This window comes from Oceanimonas baumannii, assembly GCF_002245495.1.
Lineage (GTDB): Bacteria > Pseudomonadota > Gammaproteobacteria > Enterobacterales > Aeromonadaceae > Oceanimonas > Oceanimonas baumannii.
Map to the genome: position 1 here is coordinate 106,890 of NZ_NQJF01000008.1, position 17,016 is coordinate 123,905.

17 protein-coding genes are annotated in these 17,016 nt (G+C 56.9%); 2 read left to right on the top strand and 15 right to left on the bottom strand.

What is annotated here, in order from left to right; translation table 11 throughout:
* Window positions 1-2: 2 nt before the first annotated feature.
* From mltG to yceD, 10 genes are all read right to left on the bottom strand, one after another.
* Entirely contained in the window at window positions 3-1,007 is a 1,005-nt protein-coding gene (mltG, locus tag B6S09_RS10750) for an endolytic transglycosylase MltG (protein WP_094278487.1), read from the bottom strand.
* Window positions 991-1,779 (bottom strand): aminodeoxychorismate lyase, encoded by a 789-nt coding sequence (gene pabC / locus B6S09_RS10755; RefSeq protein ID WP_094278488.1) that lies wholly within the window; start codon window positions 1,777-1,779, stop codon window positions 991-993. The genes mltG and pabC overlap by 17 nt, the downstream gene beginning before the upstream one ends.
* Window positions 1,780-1,835: 56 nt before the next feature.
* On the bottom strand, window positions 1,836-3,077 hold the full coding sequence (gene fabF, locus B6S09_RS10760; protein ID WP_094278489.1) for a beta-ketoacyl-ACP synthase II: 1,242 nt from the start codon (window positions 3,075-3,077) through the stop codon (window positions 1,836-1,838).
* A gap of 72 nt (window positions 3,078-3,149) precedes the next feature.
* Window positions 3,150-3,386, bottom strand: a complete 237-nt coding sequence (gene acpP, locus B6S09_RS10765) for an acyl carrier protein (RefSeq protein WP_014292450.1) — start codon at window positions 3,384-3,386, stop codon at window positions 3,150-3,152.
* A gap of 158 nt (window positions 3,387-3,544) precedes the next feature.
* Window positions 3,545-4,279, bottom strand: a complete 735-nt coding sequence (gene fabG, locus B6S09_RS10770) for a 3-oxoacyl-ACP reductase FabG (RefSeq protein ID WP_094278490.1) — start codon at window positions 4,277-4,279, stop codon at window positions 3,545-3,547.
* Window positions 4,280-4,357: 78 nt separating this feature from the next.
* A complete protein-coding gene (gene fabD / locus B6S09_RS10775; protein WP_094278491.1) occupies window positions 4,358-5,296 on the bottom strand; it encodes an ACP S-malonyltransferase in 939 nt (312 codons plus the stop codon).
* Window positions 5,297-5,307: 11 nt separating this feature from the next.
* Window positions 5,308-6,267, bottom strand: a complete 960-nt coding sequence (locus B6S09_RS10780; protein WP_094278492.1) for a beta-ketoacyl-ACP synthase III — start codon at window positions 6,265-6,267, stop codon at window positions 5,308-5,310.
* Between the two features lie 5 nt (window positions 6,268-6,272).
* Window positions 6,273-7,283 carry a phosphate acyltransferase PlsX gene (gene plsX, locus B6S09_RS10785; RefSeq protein WP_094278493.1) on the bottom strand — a complete coding sequence of 337 codons (1,011 nt, stop codon included), beginning with the start codon at window positions 7,281-7,283 and terminating at the stop codon, window positions 6,273-6,275.
* A gap of 11 nt (window positions 7,284-7,294) precedes the next feature.
* Window positions 7,295-7,465 (bottom strand): 50S ribosomal protein L32, encoded by a 171-nt coding sequence (rpmF, locus tag B6S09_RS10790; protein WP_094278494.1) that lies wholly within the window; start codon window positions 7,463-7,465, stop codon window positions 7,295-7,297.
* Window positions 7,466-7,486: 21 nt separating this feature from the next.
* Window positions 7,487-8,008 (bottom strand): 23S rRNA accumulation protein YceD, encoded by a 522-nt coding sequence (yceD, locus tag B6S09_RS10795; protein ID WP_094278495.1) that lies wholly within the window; start codon window positions 8,006-8,008, stop codon window positions 7,487-7,489.
* 136 nt (window positions 8,009-8,144) lie between these two features.
* On the opposite strand from yceD, the gene B6S09_RS10800 reads away from it, so the two are divergent.
* A complete protein-coding gene (locus B6S09_RS10800) occupies window positions 8,145-8,723 on the top strand; it encodes a Maf family protein (protein WP_094278496.1) in 579 nt (192 codons plus the stop codon).
* 104 nt (window positions 8,724-8,827) lie between these two features.
* Here the strand turns inward: B6S09_RS10800 and B6S09_RS10805 are convergent, their stop codons facing one another.
* On the bottom strand, window positions 8,828-9,469 hold the full coding sequence (locus B6S09_RS10805) for an HAD family hydrolase (RefSeq protein WP_094278497.1): 642 nt from the start codon (window positions 9,467-9,469) through the stop codon (window positions 8,828-8,830).
* Entirely contained in the window at window positions 9,466-10,416 is a 951-nt protein-coding gene (gene rluC / locus B6S09_RS10810) for a 23S rRNA pseudouridine(955/2504/2580) synthase RluC (protein ID WP_094278498.1), read from the bottom strand. The genes B6S09_RS10805 and rluC overlap by 4 nt, the downstream gene beginning before the upstream one ends.
* Before the next feature lie 338 nt (window positions 10,417-10,754).
* Between rluC and rne the strand changes: the two genes are divergently transcribed.
* A complete protein-coding gene (gene rne / locus B6S09_RS10815; protein ID WP_094278499.1) occupies window positions 10,755-13,772 on the top strand; it encodes a ribonuclease E in 3,018 nt (1,005 codons plus the stop codon).
* A gap of 138 nt (window positions 13,773-13,910) precedes the next feature.
* Here rne and B6S09_RS10820 read toward each other — a convergent pair whose 3' ends face one another.
* The 3 genes from B6S09_RS10820 to B6S09_RS10830 all read right to left on the bottom strand — a co-directional run bounded on the left by B6S09_RS10820 (window position 13,911) and on the right by B6S09_RS10830 (window position 16,718).
* On the bottom strand, window positions 13,911-14,399 hold the full coding sequence (locus B6S09_RS10820) for a low molecular weight protein-tyrosine-phosphatase (RefSeq protein WP_094278500.1): 489 nt from the start codon (window positions 14,397-14,399) through the stop codon (window positions 13,911-13,913).
* 285 nt (window positions 14,400-14,684) lie between these two features.
* A complete protein-coding gene (locus tag B6S09_RS10825) occupies window positions 14,685-15,713 on the bottom strand; it encodes a methionine synthase (protein WP_094278501.1) in 1,029 nt (342 codons plus the stop codon).
* 30 nt (window positions 15,714-15,743) lie between these two features.
* Entirely contained in the window at window positions 15,744-16,718 is a 975-nt protein-coding gene (locus B6S09_RS10830; protein WP_094278502.1) for a DUF1852 domain-containing protein, read from the bottom strand.
* Window positions 16,719-17,016 lie beyond the last annotated feature (298 nt).

Genomic DNA, 17,016 nt, shown 5'->3' on the forward strand with positions numbered 1-17,016 from the left:
AATTACCTGTTCAGAATATAGCGGCGCACCGCATTGTTATGCTCGCGCAGGGTGCGGGAAAAATAATGCCGGCCTTCGCCCTTTGCCACAAAATAATAATACTGGCTCTTGGCCGGGTTCAGCACGGCCCGGATGGCTTCCTGGCTGGGCATGGCAATGGGCGTCGGCGGCAACCCGTCGATCACATAGGTGTTATAGGGGGTGTGAGCCTGCAGATCCCGTTTGCGGATATTGCCGTCGAAATCATCACCCATACCATAAATCACGGTGGGATCGGTCTGCAGCCGCATGCCCCGGCGCAGCCGGTTGATGAATACAGACGCAATCAGCGGCCGTTCTTCGGCAATGCCGGTTTCCTTTTCGATGATGGAGGCCAGGATCAATGCTTCATAAGGGCTTTCCACCGGCAGGTTGGCTTCTCGGCTTTGCCAAGCTTCATCTAAAAACTCCTGCATATGGCCATAGGCGCGCTCCAGCACGTCATAGTCACTGTCACCGGGGGTGTAGGTGTAAGTTTCCGGCAAGAACAGCCCTTCCAGCTTGCTGTGCTCTGATCCCAGCCGCTCAGCCAGTGTGGCTTCACTTACCTCATCAAGGGTGTGTTCCAGATATTCGGCACCGGCCAGCTTCGCCAGCCAGTCGGTCAGGCGCAGCCCTTCCACCAGCGTCACGTTCAGGCGGTATACATCCCCTTGCACAAAGGTGTTCAGCGCGTCGCGCAGGCGAGTATGTTCATCCAGCCTGTAGGTACCCTGACGCACGGCCGCCAGCTCCGGGTGAAACTTCAGCCACAGCCGGCGGTGCAGCAAAGACAACTCCGGGCTGAGCCGGCCGGTCAGCTGCAGCGCAGTTTCGCCCCGGTGCACCACAAACAGTGGATGCTCTCCCGGAGTGATGGTCAGGTTTTCTATTTTCTGCCACTGCTGATAGCCATATCCTGCCAGTCCCAGCCCCGCCAGCGTGGCCGCCAGCACAGCGCCTTTCAGTCCCTTAATCAGTTTGCTCATAGCTGCTCTGTAGTGATCTCGTCATGGAAAACGCCTTCGCCAATGGCCGGCCGGCAAAAGTATGCACCGGTACCAGCCCCATCAGGGCATTGGTAAGCCAGATTTCATCAGCCTGGTGCAGGGCCTCGGGCCGGGCATTCACGGTCTGCACCCGCTCGCCCAGTTCATTCATGACCCAGGCCCGCAAGGTGCCATGCACGCCGCCGGTCGCCAGCTCAGGAGTAAACACCTGCTCGCCATGGCGCCAGAACAGATTGGCCGTCACCGCTTCCATCACGGTGCCCGCCTCGTTCAAGACCACCCCTTCGGCCAGCCCTCTGCGTTCCAGCTCGGCCTTCAGCAAAACCTGCTCCAGCCGGTTGATGGTTTTCAGTCCCGCCAGCATGGGGCTGCTTCCCAGCCGGCCTTCACACATCCCCAGCTCAATGCCCTGCTCGCGCCAGTGTGCATAATGTGCCGGGAAAGGTGACATATTCAGTGCCACGACCGTCTCGCCGCAACCGTCAATACCGTAGCCGCGACCTCCGGGTCCGCGCAACAGCGTCAGCCGCGCCACGCGATCGCCTTCGTCCGGCAAGCAGGCCAGCGCGACTTCAATGACCGTCCAGTCGGGCTCAGGAAAGTGCAGCCGGTGACAGGCATTGCTCAGTCTGGCCTTATGCAGCGGCCACAGCCGTACCCTGCCCCGTCGCACGTGCATGGTGGTGAAATGACCGTCACCCAGTTGCCAGCCGCGGGTCACGTTATCTGATGAACCAAAAAATTGTTGCATAATGCTGTTATAAAAAAGCCCGGCACATGGCCGGGCTGTTTATGGCCGAAAGGCCATTATATGCGCTTGAAGATCAATGAGCCATTGGTGCCGCCAAATCCAAAGGAGTTGGACAGGGCGTACTCAATATCGGCCTTCTTCGCCTGATGGGGAACCAGATCCAGATCGCACTCATCATCCGGGTTATCCAGATTAATGGTCGGCGGAGCTATCTGATCCCGCAGGGCCAGCACGGTAATGATGGCTTCAATGGCACCGGCGGCACCCAGCAGGTGACCAGTCATTGATTTGGTGGAGCTGACCATCAGTTTACCGGCCTGCTCACCAAAGACCTTTTTCACCGCCTTCAGCTCGGCCACATCACCCAACGGCGTGGAGGTGCCGTGAGCGTTAATGTAGCCAACCAGCGCCGGATCCAGATCGGCATCGCGCAGCGCATTGGCCATGGCCGCTGCCGCACCGCTGCCGTCATCGGGCGGTGCAGTCATATGGTGAGCGTCACCACTCATACCAAAACCAACCAGCTCGGCATAAATGGTGGCACCCCGGGCCTTGGCGTGCTCATATTCTTCCAGCATCACCACACCGGCACCATCGCCCAGCACAAAACCGTCACGGTCTTTGTCCCAGGGGCGGCTGGCTTTTTGCGGTTCGTCATTGCGGGTAGACAGAGCACGGGCAGCAGCAAAACCGCCCATGCCCATGGGCGTGGAGGCTTTCTCGGTGCCGCCGGCCAGCATGGCATCGGCGTCACCGTAAGCAATCATACGCGCCGCCAGACCAATGCTGTGAGTACCGGTGGTACAGGCAGTGGTGGCCGCGATGTTGGGGCCGCGCAGACCTTTCATAATCGACAGATGGCCGGATACCATGTTGATGATGGTAGACGGCACAAAGAAGGGGCTCAGCTTGCGCGGGCCACTCTTCATCAGGTTGGTATGGTTCTGTTCAATCAGACCAAGACCACCAATCCCCGAGCCAATGGATACACCCACGCGATCGGCGTTGGCGTCTGTTATTTCCAGTCCGGCATCAGCAAAGGCCTGCAGGCCTGCCGCGATACCATACTGAATAAACAGATCCATTTTGCGGGCTTCTTTTTTGGCTATGCCATGCGCTTCCGGGTCAAAATCCTTGACCAGGCCGGCAAACTTGGTGGTGTAATCGGTAGTATCAAAATGATCGATGTTGGTAATGCCGCTTTGACCTGCCAACAGGGCCTGCCAGCTGGCATCGACCGAATTTCCGACAGGAGAGAGCATACCGAGGCCAGTCACCACGACTCTGCGTTTTGACACAGGAGCGCCTCCGAATGGGGGTTAAAACAAGAAAATTACCGAAGTGGCGGGCGCCACTCCGGTACAGGTTTGTTATTCCTGGTTGGCGTTGATGTAGTCGATCGCAGCCTGAACGGTGGTGATCTTTTCCGCTTCTTCGTCAGGAATCTCGGTATCGAACTCTTCTTCCAGAGCCATTACCAGTTCAACGGTGTCCAGGGAATCCGCGCCCAGATCATCAACGAAAGAAGCTTCAGATTTAACTTCTTCTTCTTTAACACCCAGCTGTTCTACGATGATTTTCTTTACGCGTTCTTCAATGTTGCTCATGACCAGTATTTTCCTTTAGAAATACGCAAGTGCGTGTCGTTGCGGTAGTGTATAAAAATAACCGTCGTTTGCAAGTCTGTTTGGGGCTGGTCTAACCAGAATTCATACGAAAAGCGACGCATTTTCCGCCAAACAGGTGCCAACGGTGATGATTTTCATCACACCATGTACATGCCGCCGTTAACGTGCAGCGTTTCGCCGGTAATGTAACCAGCTTCATCCGACGCCAAAAAGGCCACGGCGGATGCAATCTCTTTGGGGTCGCCCAGGCGCTGAGCCGGAACCTGTGACAAGATACCGGCTCGTTGTTCGTCATTCAATGCGCGCGTCATATCAGTTTCAATAAAACCGGGGGCCACCACATTTACGGTAATGCCACGGGAAGCCACTTCACGGCCCAGTGACTTGCTGAAACCGATCAGACCGGCCTTGGCAGCAGCATAGTTGGCCTGACCGGCATTACCCATGGTGCCGACCACAGAACCGATGGTCACAATACGACCGTAACGCTTCTTCATCATGGTGCGCAGCACTGCCTTGGACAGGCGGAATACCGAGGTCAGGTTGGTGTCGATAATGTCCTGCCACTCGTCTTCCTTCATCCGCATCATCAGATTGTCACGGGTAATGCCGGCGTTGTTAACCAGTACGTCGATATCACCAAAGCGCTCCTTGATGCTGGCCAGAGTCTGTTCGAGAGAAGCCGGATCGGTCACGTTCAGTACCAGACCGGCACCCTGCTCGCCCAGATAGGCGCTGATCGCCTCAGCACCCTTTTCACTGGTGGCAGTGCCAATCACGGTGGCACCACGGCTGGCAAACAGCTCGGCGGTGGCACGACCAATGCCGCGACTGGCACCGGTGACCAGCACTACTTTACCGGAAAAACTCATATTCACTCCTTTATCAGGGGTTTAAACCAATTCAATAATACCCGGATGACGATGGGCAGCATCCGGGCTCAATTGGAATTAAAGACCATTTGCCGCAGCCAGGGCTTTTTCCAGGCTGGCATCATCATTCACAGCCACGCCTTCTACACGCTTGTCAATGCGCTTGGCCAGACCGGTCAGTACCTTGCCCGGGCCTACTTCCAGTGCCAGGGTCACGCCCTGCTCCGCCATGGTCGCCACAGTTTCGGTCCAGCGCACCGGACTGTAAAGCTGACGTACCAGGGCATCCTTGATGGCGGCCGGATCTGTTTCTGGCCTGACATCCACGTTATTGATCACCGGCACCGCAGGGGCATTAAAGCTCATGGCAGCCAGCGTTTCAGCCAGTTTAGCAGCAGCAGGCTGCATCAGGGCACAGTGCGACGGCACGCTCACCGGCAGCGGCAGTGCACGCTTGGCGCCGCTTTCTTTCATCAGCACATTGGCACGTTCCACCGCCGCCTTGTTACCGGCAATAACAACCTGGCCCGGTGAATTAAAGTTCACCGCCGAGACCACTTCGTCTCCGGCTGCTTTTTCACAGTTGGCAATAATAGTGTCATTATCCAGACCGATAATGGCCGACATGGCACCGGTGCCTTCCGGCACGGCATCCTGCATCAGCTTGCCGCGCAGTTCCACCAGCGTGACACCATCCGCCAGGCTGAGCACACCGGCACATACCAGGGCTGAATATTCGCCCAGGCTGTGTCCCGCCATCATGGCGGGCTGTGCCCCGCCCTGCTGCTGCCACAGGCGGTACAGGGCCACAGATGCGGTAAGCAGTGCCGGCTGAGTGCGCCAGGTTTTATTGAGCTCTTCCGCCGGGCCATTCAGCACCAGCGCGGCCAGATCGTAACCCAGGGCCGCGGAGGCCTCGGCAAAGGTGCTTTTTACAATCTCATGGCTGGCCAGCACATCGGCCAGCATGCCAACGGTCTGGGAGCCCTGTCCGGGAAAGGTTATGGCAAAAGACATGGTAATTCCTCTTAAAAACGTACCAGGGCCGAGCCCCAGGCAAAACCGCCGCCAAAGGCTTCCAGCAGCACCAGCTGACCGCGCTGAATGCGGCCGTCACGCACTCCTTCGTCCAGCGCAATGGGCACACTGGCCGCCGAGGTATTACCGTGCTTGTCGAGCGTCAGAATAACACTGTCCAGCGACATGCCCAGCTTGCGGGCGGTGGCATTAATAATACGGTAGTTGGCCTGATGAGGCACCAGCCAGTCGAGCTCCGACTTGTCGATGCCGTTGGCCTCAAGGGTCTGGGTCACGATGTCGCTCAGGCGGGATACGGCCACCTTGAATACTTCGTTGCCCTTCATGTGCATATAGGCATCCATTTCGGTGCCGGAAACACCACGCTGACGATGCGGCAGCTTGAGCAGCTCGCCATAAGCACCATCGGCATGCAAATGCGTAGACAGAATACCCGGCTCTTCGCTGGCACCCAGCACCACGGCACCGGCACCGTCACCGAACAGAATAATGGTGGAGCGGTCTTCCGGATCGCACATGCGCGACAGAGCATCGGCACCAATCACCAGCACATGACGGGCCTGACCACTTTTAATAAATTGATCCGCCACGCTCAGCGCGTAGCTGAAGCCGGCACAGGCGGCGGCCAGGTCAAACGCCGGAATGCCGGGCACATTAAGCAAAGCCTGCACTTCACAGGCGGCGGCCGGAAAGGCATTGTCAGCGCTGGTGGTGGCCAGCACTATCATGTCGAGTTGCCCGGCTTCAATGCCGGCGGCATCCAGTGCGCGCAGCGCGGCTCCATAAGACATGGTGGCCACGGTTTCTTCGGCACCGGCAATGCGACGTTCGCGAATGCCGGTACGTTCCACGATCCATTGATCGCTGGTTTCTACCATTCTTTCCAGGTCGGCGTTGGTACGCACGCCCTGAGGCAGATAGCTGCCGGTTCCCAAAATTTTACTGTTCATAGGCGTTATCTTGCGTGACTGTCCTGAGGGGCAGTATCAAAAAGATGCGCGATTTTCGCAGGCAACTGATGCTCAGTTTCGACGACGGCCTGCAGAATCGCATTCAAGAAGGCGGGTGATCCTGCGCTCCCGTGGCTTTTCACCACACTGGAACGTAATCCTATCAGACTGGCCCCATTATACTGGTCCGGGTTCAGATGAGAAAGCCGCCGTTTCAGCCAGACGCCCAGCAGCGTCCACCAGAACCCGCGCTTTTTTCCCGCGCCCAGTAACAGCCGGGCCACCCCTTCACTGGTTTTGAGGGCCACATTGCCAACAAAGCCGTCACAGACAATGACTTCGGCGGTGCCGGCAAATAAATCGTTGCCTTCGATATAGCCTTGATAATTCAGCGCCGGTAATTCGTTCAGCCGGCGCGCAGCCTGGCGCACCGCCTCATACCCTTTATTCGACTCGGCCCCCACGTTCAACAGCATGACACGTGGGTTCTGTTGCGACAAGACATGCCGGGCTACCGCATCACCCATACGGGCAAATTGTACCAGCTGGCCGGCATCGCAACATACGTTGGCTCCTACGTCCAGCAACAGGGCATGGCTGCCGTCGGCCTGAGGCAAACGGGTAATCAGCGCAGGTCGGTCTACGCCAGGCAGGGTTTGCACCACCTTGATGGCCATGGCCATCAGCGCACCGGTGTTCCCGCCGCTCACGCAGGCCTGAGCCTCGCCGGCAGACAGGGCATTCAGGGCCCGGCACATGGACGAGTCAGGTAGATGACGCAGGGCATAGCCGGCTTTGTGCTCGTTGGTGACCTGTTGGGTACAGTAATGGACCCGAACCCGCTCATGGGCGGTCAGGTTACAGCGTTCAAGCCAGGGAGAAAGCGCCGCGCGGGACCCGAAAAGATGCAGGTGCAGGTCGGGCAGAAGCGACAGTGCCTGCGCGGCGGCAGGCACTGTAACCGGGGGGCCAAAATCGCCCCCCATCATATCAAGCGCAACGGTCAGCTGCGGCAAAAGGGCAACCCTTACTGGGCGATTACCTTTTTACCACGGTAGAAACCATCGGCAGTCACGTGGTGACGACGATGAGTTTCGCCAGTGGTCTGGTCTACAGACAGGCTGGCAGTGCTCAGGGCATCGTGTGAACGACGCATACCACGCTTGGAACGGGTTTTACGGTTCTGTTGTACGGCCATTTGACCTAACTCCTAAATCAGTTACTTTCGTTTCAGCTCTTCCAGAATTGCGAAAGGGTTCGAACGCTCTTCGGCTTCGGGAAGTTCACCATAGCTCAGATCAAACTTGCCCTCGGCACACCCTTCATTTTCATGAGCGGGTACCAGCGGCAAGGCGAGAATGAGTTCATCCTCAATGGTCTGCGCCAGATTGATTTCTCCGAATTCATCGGCCTCAAACGTTTCGTACTCTTCCGGTAATTCCGGTGCCTCGGCATCTTCACGCAAAGGCGTGTACGTAAACTCGGACTCTATGGTGGTGTCGAACATTTCATTACAGCGCTGGCACTGAAGGGTGACGTCTACGCCGGCTTTACCCGACATAATACGCAGCCCCTGGGCATCGGTGCCAAAGGTCAGAGAAACGTTGATATCACCATGGATACCTTGGGTAGACTCCGCCAGTCTGGGCATCAGCTCTGCGGCAAAAACTCCCTGATAATCCAGGCGTTTATTGGCGCAGCGAACGGGGTCAACCTTGATGGGCAACTTTACCTTTTCCATAAGGCGCGCATATTATAGCGCGTCTTCACCGGAGTCAAAGAGAAAATGACTTTCAGAGCCATAACAACGGTTTGTATCCCCGCTCCGGCTCCGGCTAGAATAACAGATTATTCATTTTCCTAGCCTGAGCGTTGCCATGCCGCCGCTGATCCTTGCATCTTCTTCCCCTTACCGCCGTGCGCTGCTGGAGCGGCTCGGGGTCTCTTTTACCTGCCACAGCCCGGACATTGACGAAACGCCCCTGCCCGATGAAACCGGCGAGGCAATGGCCCTGCGCCTGGCACAACAAAAAGCCGCTGCGGTGGCCGCCTCCTGCCAGTCAGGGCTGGTGGTTGGCTCGGATCAGGTTTGCGTAAACGGCGGCCAGCTGCTGGGCAAACCCGGCACCGTAGAGAACGCGCGCCGGCAACTGCTGGCCGCTTCAGGCAAAACCGTCACCTTTTATACCGGCTTGTGTGTGCACGATATTGCCACCGGGCGCAGCGCCTCACTGGTTGAGCCATTCCGGGTGCACTTTCGCCCGCTCACCGCTGCGCAGATAGACAGCTACCTGGAAAAAGAGCCGGCCCTCGACTGCGCCGGGGCCTTTAAATGCGAAGGGCTTGGCATCAGCCTGTTTACCCGCATGGAAGGCCGGGATCCCAACAGTCTGGTCGGTCTGCCGCTGATCGCCCTGGTGGAGCTGCTGGCAGAATTTGGGGTGGAAGTGCCTTGAATCGTGAGGAGTGACTGTCACTCCCACGAAGGCGGGAGTCCATTCTGCCAGCCGCCATGACGCTGTCTGCTCTGGATGCCCGCCTTCGCGGGCATGACGAAGCCTTAGACCCAATCCCGTAAATGACGGATATCATCAATCATGGCAACAGGGCTGTGCACAGTAAGCTGATCGCGGTTATGCACCCCATAGGTAACACCAATCCGGTCCATGCCAATGGCTTCAGCCATGGCCAGATCGTAGCTTGAGTCTCCGACCATCACCGCCTGCTCCGGGGCCAGACCAAGCTCGTCGAGGATCTGCACCAGCATCAGCGGATCCGGCTTGGAACGGGCCTGGTCCGCACCACGCAGGGCATGAAACAAATGCCCCAGGCCAGTCTCTTCCAGCACTCTGTCCAACCCTTCCCGCGCCTTGCCGGTGGCCACCGCCAGCCGGTAACCGGTGCCATGCAAACTGCTCAGCATATCCGCCGCTCCGGTAAACAATGGTGTTGGCGTGGTATTCAGCTCCAGATAATGCCGGCGATAAGCGTGCAGCAGGGCATCGCTCTCGGCCGGCGACAGCTCGCCAAACAGAATGGGAAAGGCCCGGTACAGACTCAGGCCAATAATGTGCCGCACCGACTCGGGCGCAGGTACCGGCTGATTACAATCGATGGCCGCGGCCTGCATGCAGGACACGATGCGTGCCACCGAGTCCATCAGAGTGCCGTCCCAGTCAAAAATCACCAGCTCATACTTCATGACGTCGCCATTCTCGTCAGCAGCTTTTTCAGCGCCGGCTCCAGCGGGGCCTCCAGCGTCATGGTTTCTTCCCTGTCCGGGTGATAAAAGCGAATGCGGCAGGCATGCAAAAACAGCCGGCCAAGCCCGATGCTGCGCATGGCTTCATCAAACTGACGATCACCGTATTTATCATCGCCGGCAATGGGATGACCGGCATGCAGCGTATGCACCCGGATTTGATGGGTACGGCCGGTGACCGGGCTACACTCCACCAGGGTGGCACCGTGAAATTTCTGCACAATACGAAAACGGGTTTCCGACGGCTTGCCGTCCCGATCTACTCTGACAATGCGCTCCCCTGACGCCAGCTCGTTTTTCTTCAGCGGGGCTTTCACCGCTTTCTGATGTGCCTGCCACTGGCCACGCACCAGGGCCAGGTAATGCTTGTCCATGGTTTTTTCACGCAACTGCTCGTGCAGGCTGCGCAGCATGCTGCGTTTTTTGGCCACCAGCAAAATGCCGGATGTGTCCCGGTCCAGCCGGTGTACCAGTTCCAGAAAGCGTGCCTGAGGGCGCAGCGAACGCAGCCCTTCGATCACGCCGAAGCTCAGACCACTTCCACCGTGTACCGCCATGCCCGAAGGCTTGTTCAGCACCAGCAATGCATCGTCTTCATAGATAATGGCAGACTCCAGCCCCTGCACGCTGTCGAGCTTGGCCGATGGCAGCACCTCTTCCCGCTCAGCCACCCGCACCGGCGGCACCCGGATAATGTCGCCGGCCACCAGCTTGTATTCCGGTTTAATGCGCTTTTTGTTAACCCTTACCTCGCCTTTGCGCAAAATACGATAAATCAGGCTTTTGGGAACGCCTTTTAGCTGAGTCCGTAAAAAGTTGTCGATGCGCTGCCCCTCATGCTCAGCTTCAATGGTGAGCAGCCGCACGCTTTGATGTTCTTGTTTCATGGCGGCGATTCTACCACTGAAGCCGGTGTTTTTGCTGCAAAAAAGGTGCCTTGCTATGGCTGTGGGTAAAGTGTGATAATGCAGGAGATTTTAGTGTCTTCCCGGGTGGGGGGACACACCCTGAAACCCTGGAATATTCTGTTCGGTTCGCGACCTTTGGGCTTTTCTCCCCTTTAGACGTGAAACACACCTGAAAATGCGCCCCATGCGTAAGCCAGCCGGGAGGCTGTAACGACTACGCTAAAAGACCCGGGGCCGGTGTCGGTCGGAGCAGAACGGGTACTCCGGGTAATGCGAACACTGTAAAAAACAGTAAAAACATATAAAAAGAGTACTCAATGAAAAGAATGCTAATTAACGCAACCCAGGAAGAGGAGTTGCGCGTTGCCCTGGTGGACGGGCAAAGACTGTACGATCTCGATATTGAAAGTCCCGGCCACGAGCAAAAGAAAGCCAACATTTACAAAGGTAAAATCACCCGGGTAGAGCCCAGTCTTGAAGCCGCCTTTGTCGACTACGGTGCCGAGCGCCATGGTTTTCTGCCGCTCAAGGAAATTGCCCGCAATTACTTTCCCGCAGGTTACACCTATCAGGGCCGCCCCAACATCAAGGAAGTGGTCAAGGAAGGTCAGGAAGTCATCGTTCAGATCGACAAGGAAGAGCGTGGCAACAAAGGGGCAGCCCTTACCACCTTTATCAGCCTGGCCGGCTCCTACCTGGTACTGATGCCCAATAACCCCCGTGCCGGTGGTATTTCACGCCGCATTGAGGGTGATGAGCGCACCGAGCTGAAAGAAGCCCTGTCCCGTCTCAAGCTGCCTGATGGTATGGGCCTGATTGTGCGCACCGCCGGTGTGGGCAAATCCGGCGAAGAGCTGGAGTGGGACCTGAATGTACTGAAAGCCCACTGGGCTGCCATTCAGGAAGCGGCCGACAGCCGTTCCGCCCCTTTCCTGATCCATCAGGAAAGCAACGTGATCGTGCGTGCCATCCGCGACTACCTGCGCCGTGACATCGGTGAAATTCTTATCGATAACCCCACGGTGTTTGATCGCGCCAAACAGCACATTCAGCTGGTGCGCCCCGACTTTATCAATCGGGTGAAGCTGTATGAGGGCGATGTGCCCATGTTCAGCCACTACCAGATTGAGAGCCAGATTGAATCGGCCTTCCAGCGTGAAGTGCGCCTGCCCTCCGGCGGCAGCATCGTCATCGATCCGACCGAAGCGCTGACTTCCATCGACATCAACTCATCCCGTGCCACCAAGGGCGGCGATATTGAAGAAACCGCACTGCAGACCAACCTGGAAGCGGCCGATGAAATTGCCCGCCAGCTGCGCCTGCGTGACCTGGGCGGTCTGGTGGTGATCGACTTTATCGACATGACCCCGGTGCGCCACCAGCGTGAAGTGGAAAACCGCCTGCGCGATGCCGTACGCCAGGACCGCGCCCGCATTCAGCTGGGCCGTATTTCCCGCTTTGGCCTGCTGGAAATGTCACGCCAGCGCCTGCGTCCTTCACTGGGCGAGTCCAGCACCCATGTGTGCCCGCGCTGTCTGGGTCAGGGCACCATTCGCGATAACGAATCCCTGGCACTGGCCATTCTGCGCCTGATCGAAGAAGAAGCCCTGAAAGACAACACCGGCCAGATCCATGGTCAGGTACCGGTGGATGTCGCGGCCTACCTGCTGAACGAAAAGCGCAAGTCCATTGCCAACCTGGAAAACCGTTACAAGGTCGATATTTTCATTATCCCCAATGAGCAGCTGGAAACGCCGCACTTTGACGTGACACGGGTGCGCAGCAGCGATGTGGAAGATGTCACCAGTTTTGAGCTGAAAACCGAAGTAGAGCAGACCGCCTACCAGCCACGCCAGCAGGAAGCCACCAAAAAGATTGAGCAGCCTGCCCTGCAGGGCTTCTCTGCCCCTGCGCCGGCACCGGTGGCCGCCACTCCGGCAGCACAACAGCCCGTTCAGGCCCGCCAACCCGGCCTGTTAAGCCGTTTGTTCTGCACCATTGCCGGCTGGTTTAAAGGCAGTGAACAACCTCAGACTACCGCTACGCCCGAGCCGGCTCCGGCCAAACCCGAGCGCGGTAACCGGGGCCAGCGTAATGGCGAGCGTCAGGATCGCCGCCAGCGGGGTGATCGTCGCAATAACAACCGCAACCGCAAACCCCGTGACGACGAGCGCAACCAGAAGCCGGCACCGGCCGCCGCCGTACAGGAAAGCAACGAGCAGCCGGCTGAGCGTCCGCGCCGTGAGCGCCGCAAGCCCCGCCGTGAGCAGCAGCCTGAGCGCGCCGCCCGCCCGCAGCAGGAGCAGCAACCGGCTCAGGAGCCGCAACAACATACCGGTAACGCCCGGCCCGCTGCTGCACAGGATGAACAAAAAGAGCAGGCCCGTGAACAGGTAGTGGCTGTGCGCCGTGAACGTCGCCAGCTGCGCAAGCAGGTGCGACTGGACAGCGAAGGCCGCACTCAGGAAGCCAAAGCCGTACCTGAAAAAGCCAGCGAACCGGTTCAGCCTGCTGACAAAGCCGCCACTCAGGAGCAGCCTCAGCCGCACAAACGCGCACCCAAGCGCAAGCGCATCAATGAAGACAGCCGTCGTCGCCGCCGGGAAGAAACCATTGCTGCCCTTATCGAGCAGGAAGGTGCTGAAAAATGGGTAGCCAGCGACAATGAGGCCGAGCAAAAGCAGCCCGCAGCAGCGGTAGTGGAAACCCGTCCTGAGCCGGCAGCTCAGCCCAAGGTCGCCGAGCCGGAGCAGGCCCAGCCCGAAGCAGTTGTTGCTGCAGAGCCTGAGCAGCAGGTACAAGCGCCGATCGCGGCCGAGCCTGAGCAGGTAAACGCCAAAGTGGCAGCCAGCTCCGAGCCAGAACAACAGCCTCAACCGGAAACCGCTGTGCCCGAGCCGGTGAAAAGCGAGCCCGCTGCCGAGGTTGTGCAACCGCAAGCCGAGCCAGCACCTCGCACCGAGCCTGAGCAGGTGGAAGCCGCCGACAGCACCGTGTCCGAACAGTCACAACCGGAACAGCTTGTGCAGCAGGAAAACGTTGCAGAGCCGGAAGTGACTGCCGAGCCTGAACCCGTTGCCGTGCAGGCCGAACCGCAGCCGGCACCGGCTGTTGCTAAGGCTTCAGTTAAGGCCTCAGCTCCCAAAGGCCTTGGCCGCTATCTGGCTGCCCGCAAGGCATCGGCTCCGATGGCCAAGCCACCGGTAGTGGAAGCAGCACCTTACGTGAAGCCCGACTACCCGCCCCTGGTGCGCCAGCCCATCGCCACCAGCGGTCGTCAGGGTGGCAGCACCAATGCCACCAATCAGGCCTCGGCCCCCATGGCCAAACCCTGATCAACGGTAAAAATAAAAGGCTCCTTCGGGAGCCTTTTTTATATCTAATACCGTCACTCCGGCTCAGGCCGGAGTCCCGTCATCTGTAGGTTGGGGTGAACATGGCGGATCCCAACAAACACCCTTGCAGGCCGTGCTTTATCCGCAACGAATATGCTTCAGCACCCCATCACAGGCATCTTCCACAAGGTCCAGCACCAGCTCAAAGCCCTGCTCCCCGCCATAATAAGGATCCGGCACTTCCTGCTCCGGGCCATTGGCAAAACTCAGTAACAGCTTCACCTTGTGAGCATGCTCTGCCGGACACAAACGCTGTAAGTCCCGCAGGTTCTCCTTGTCTGCCGCCAGCACCAGATCGAAACGGGCAAAATCACTTACCGTAATCTGACGGGCTTGCATACCGGAAAAGTCATATCCTCGCGCCTCCCCCGCCGCTCTGGCCCGCGCATCCGGCCCCGAACCAGCGTGGTAGCCAATGGTTCCCGCCGAATCGATGTCGATATTCAGCCCCGCACTCGCCGCCTTATGGCGGAACACCGCTTCAGCTGTGGGTGAGCGGCAGATGTTGCCCATGCAAACAATAAGGATGCTGTGATTGTCCTTAGTCTTCAGATGGTTAGAGTCCATACCGGTCCCTGTTTTTGGTGTGTGAATAAAGGTATGTTAACGCATCATAATGGCATTCCAGAAGAGTCACATTTGCTCAGGCCTGCTCGGAGATTTCCGCCGGAGTATCAATGATGGCTGCCAGAAAGAGGAATGGGATAGGATAGAAGGAGGTTCAGCTTGAAAGGTGCTATCACCGGCCGGTGACGCTGCCCAGTGGCGTGATCCATTCATAACGCCACTGGGCTACGATTAGCAAGACCCGGCCGAACTGCTGCCGGTTGCGGTACCGGGTCTTGCCTATTTTCAGGCCAGGAGCTCTCTGCGAAGAATGTCTGCACCGGCACTCAGGGCGTTGAGCTTGCCTCTGGCAACCTCACGAGACAAGGGTGCCATGCCGCAGTTAGTGCTGGGGTAGAGCTTGTCGGCATCAACAAACTGCAGCGCTTTACGCAGTGTGTCGGCCACTTGTTCCGGCGTTTCAATGGTATTGGTGGCTACATCAATGGCGCCAATCATTACCTTTTTGCCGCGAATAAGCTCAATCAAGTCCATCGGAACCCGGGAATTCTGGCATTCCAGCGACACGATATCGATATTGGACTGCCGCAGCCGGGGAAAGACCTCTTCATATTGTCTCCACTCAGAGCCGAGGGTCTTTTTCCAGTCGGTGTTGGCTTTAATGCCATAGCCATAGCAAATATGTACGGCAGTTTCACATTTCAGGCCTTCAATGGCACGCTCCAGAGCGGCAATGCCCCAGTCGTTGACTTCATCAAAGAACACGTTGAAAGCAGGCTCATCAAACTGAATGATGTCTACACCGGCTGCTTCCAGCTCTCTGGCTTCCTGGTTCAGGATTTTGGCAAATTCCCAGGCCAGTTTTTCACGGCTTTGGTAATGACCATCATAAAGGGTGTCTATCATGGTCATCGGGCCGGGCAGCGCCCACTTAATGGGCTTGTCAGTCTGCTGACGCAGAAATTTGGCATCTTCCACAAACACCGGCTTCTGGCGACTGACCGCACCCACTACCGAGGGCACGCTGGCGTCGTAACGGTCGCGGATTTTGACGGTTTTACGCTGTTCAAAATCCACACCATCGAGATGCTCGATAAAGGTAGTCACAAAGTGCTGACGGGTTTGTTCGCCGTCACTCACGATGTCGATGCCGGCTTTCTGCTGCTCCTGCAACGACACCCGCAGCGCATCCTGTTTGCCGTCAATCAGCTCCTGCCCTTCCAGCTTCCAGGGCGACCAGAGGGTCTCGGGCTGCGCCAGCCAGGAAGGCTTGGGTAAACTGCCGGCGGTGGATGTGGGTAATAACTTGGTCATGATAAATTCCGTTTCTGTTCTCGTTAATTATTAGGCGTAGTTGGCAGACCACTGCTCCAGAATATCCTGATAAGGCTTGATAAACACCTCTTCAGCAAACTTGCCCTGTTTCTTGGCCAGCTGGCTACGCTCTTCTCTGTCATACACTATTTGAGTTACTGAGTGATCAGAGTTTTTCAGATCTGGCTTGTAAGATTTAGCGGCGGAAGCATTGGCATTGTAAATTTCCGGCCGGTAAATCTTCTGGAATGTTTCCATGGTGCTGATGGTGCTGATCAGCTCCAGGTTGGTGTAATCATTCAACAAATCACCAAAGAAGAAGAATGCCAGCGGAGCCACGCTGTTGGGCGGCATGAAGTAGCGCACCTTCAGGCCCATCTTTTTAAAGTACTGCTCGGTGAGGGACGACTCATTGGGCAGATATTCCACACCCAGAATGGGGTGCTGATTTTCAGTTTGATGATAGGTCTTGTTATCGGACACACTCAGACAGATCACCGGCAGCTTGGCAAAGTTCTGCTTGTAGGCCTCAGATTCCACAAAGCACTTAAAGAGCTTGCCATGCAAATCGCCAAAATTCTCCGGCACACTGAAACCGGCTTTGTCCTTATTATGCTCCAGCAGCAGAATGCTGAAGTCATAGTCCCGCACATAAGAAGAGAAGTTGTTGCCGACAATACCTTCAATGCGCTGTTTGGTTTTATGGTCAACGATGTAGGTTTTCAGTATTTCAATGGTCGGAAACCTGTCGGCGTTGCTGTCAATATCGAGATCAACAGAGATGATCTCCAGCTCCACAGAGTAACGATTTGCCTTGGGATTGTCCCAGTTTGCCAGAGCATTAAACCGGTTGTCGATCATGGTGAGGGCATTGCGCAGGTTCTGCTGACGGCTCTCACCTCTCGCCAGGTTGGCGAAGTTGGTGGTCGCACGGGTGCTGTCTGCAGGTTGATAGTTTTCATCAAAAGCAATGCTGTTTACCGCAAATTTAAAGTCGTTACTCATCGTGTTTTTCCGCCCCATTCCCGAGATAAAGTCTGAATTTTTTTCCTGCTCTGTCTGGACCTGATGATTTTTCTATCTGGAAGTCCAGACATCTAGAGCTAAGCATGGATATGTTATACAGGGGCCATTCCATGAGAAAAAATGATTTTATCTCATAAATACATGAAGTAAATTCATCATTTTATAAGGTAAGACTATCCCGGGCAAGCTCCGGGGCAGCCGGACGCTTGCGGGAACCGCTATTTATGGGGAAATCAGAGGTAAGACCGCCGGACAGGAGAGTGGTAAAAGTTGGGTA

Excerpts from the sequence above, each read along its gene's own strand:
- fabD (WP_094278491.1), bottom strand. The coding sequence starts at position 5,296 with ATGTCTTTTGCCATAACCTTTCCCGGACAGGGCTCCCAGACCGTTGGC.
- B6S09_RS10805 (WP_094278497.1), bottom strand. The coding sequence starts at position 9,469 with ATGAAGTATGAGCTGGTGATTTTTGACTGGGACGGCACTCTGATGGAC.
- rne (WP_094278499.1), top strand. The coding sequence starts at position 10,755 with ATGAAAAGAATGCTAATTAACGCAACCCAGGAAGAGGAGTTGCGCGTT.
- B6S09_RS10800 (WP_094278496.1), top strand. The coding sequence starts at position 8,145 with ATGCCGCCGCTGATCCTTGCATCTTCTTCCCCTTACCGCCGTGCGCTG.
- rpmF (WP_094278494.1), bottom strand. The coding sequence starts at position 7,465 with ATGGCCGTACAACAGAACCGTAAAACCCGTTCCAAGCGTGGTATGCGT.
- yceD (WP_094278495.1), bottom strand. The coding sequence starts at position 8,008 with ATGGAAAAGGTAAAGTTGCCCATCAAGGTTGACCCCGTTCGCTGCGCC.
- mltG (WP_094278487.1), bottom strand. The coding sequence starts at position 1,007 with ATGAGCAAACTGATTAAGGGACTGAAAGGCGCTGTGCTGGCGGCCACG.
- acpP (WP_014292450.1), bottom strand. The coding sequence starts at position 3,386 with ATGAGCAACATTGAAGAACGCGTAAAGAAAATCATCGTAGAACAGCTG.
- pabC (WP_094278488.1), bottom strand. The coding sequence starts at position 1,779 with ATGCAACAATTTTTTGGTTCATCAGATAACGTGACCCGCGGCTGGCAA.
- B6S09_RS10780 (WP_094278492.1), bottom strand. The coding sequence starts at position 6,267 with ATGAACAGTAAAATTTTGGGAACCGGCAGCTATCTGCCTCAGGGCGTG.
- B6S09_RS10820 (WP_094278500.1), bottom strand. The coding sequence starts at position 14,399 with ATGGACTCTAACCATCTGAAGACTAAGGACAATCACAGCATCCTTATT.
- B6S09_RS10830 (WP_094278502.1), bottom strand. The coding sequence starts at position 16,718 with ATGAGTAACGACTTTAAATTTGCGGTAAACAGCATTGCTTTTGATGAA.
- rluC (WP_094278498.1), bottom strand. The coding sequence starts at position 10,416 with ATGAAACAAGAACATCAAAGCGTGCGGCTGCTCACCATTGAAGCTGAG.
- B6S09_RS10825 (WP_094278501.1), bottom strand. The coding sequence starts at position 15,713 with ATGACCAAGTTATTACCCACATCCACCGCCGGCAGTTTACCCAAGCCT.
- fabG (WP_094278490.1), bottom strand. The coding sequence starts at position 4,279 with ATGAGTTTTTCCGGTAAAGTAGTGCTGGTCACCGGTGCCAGTCGCGGC.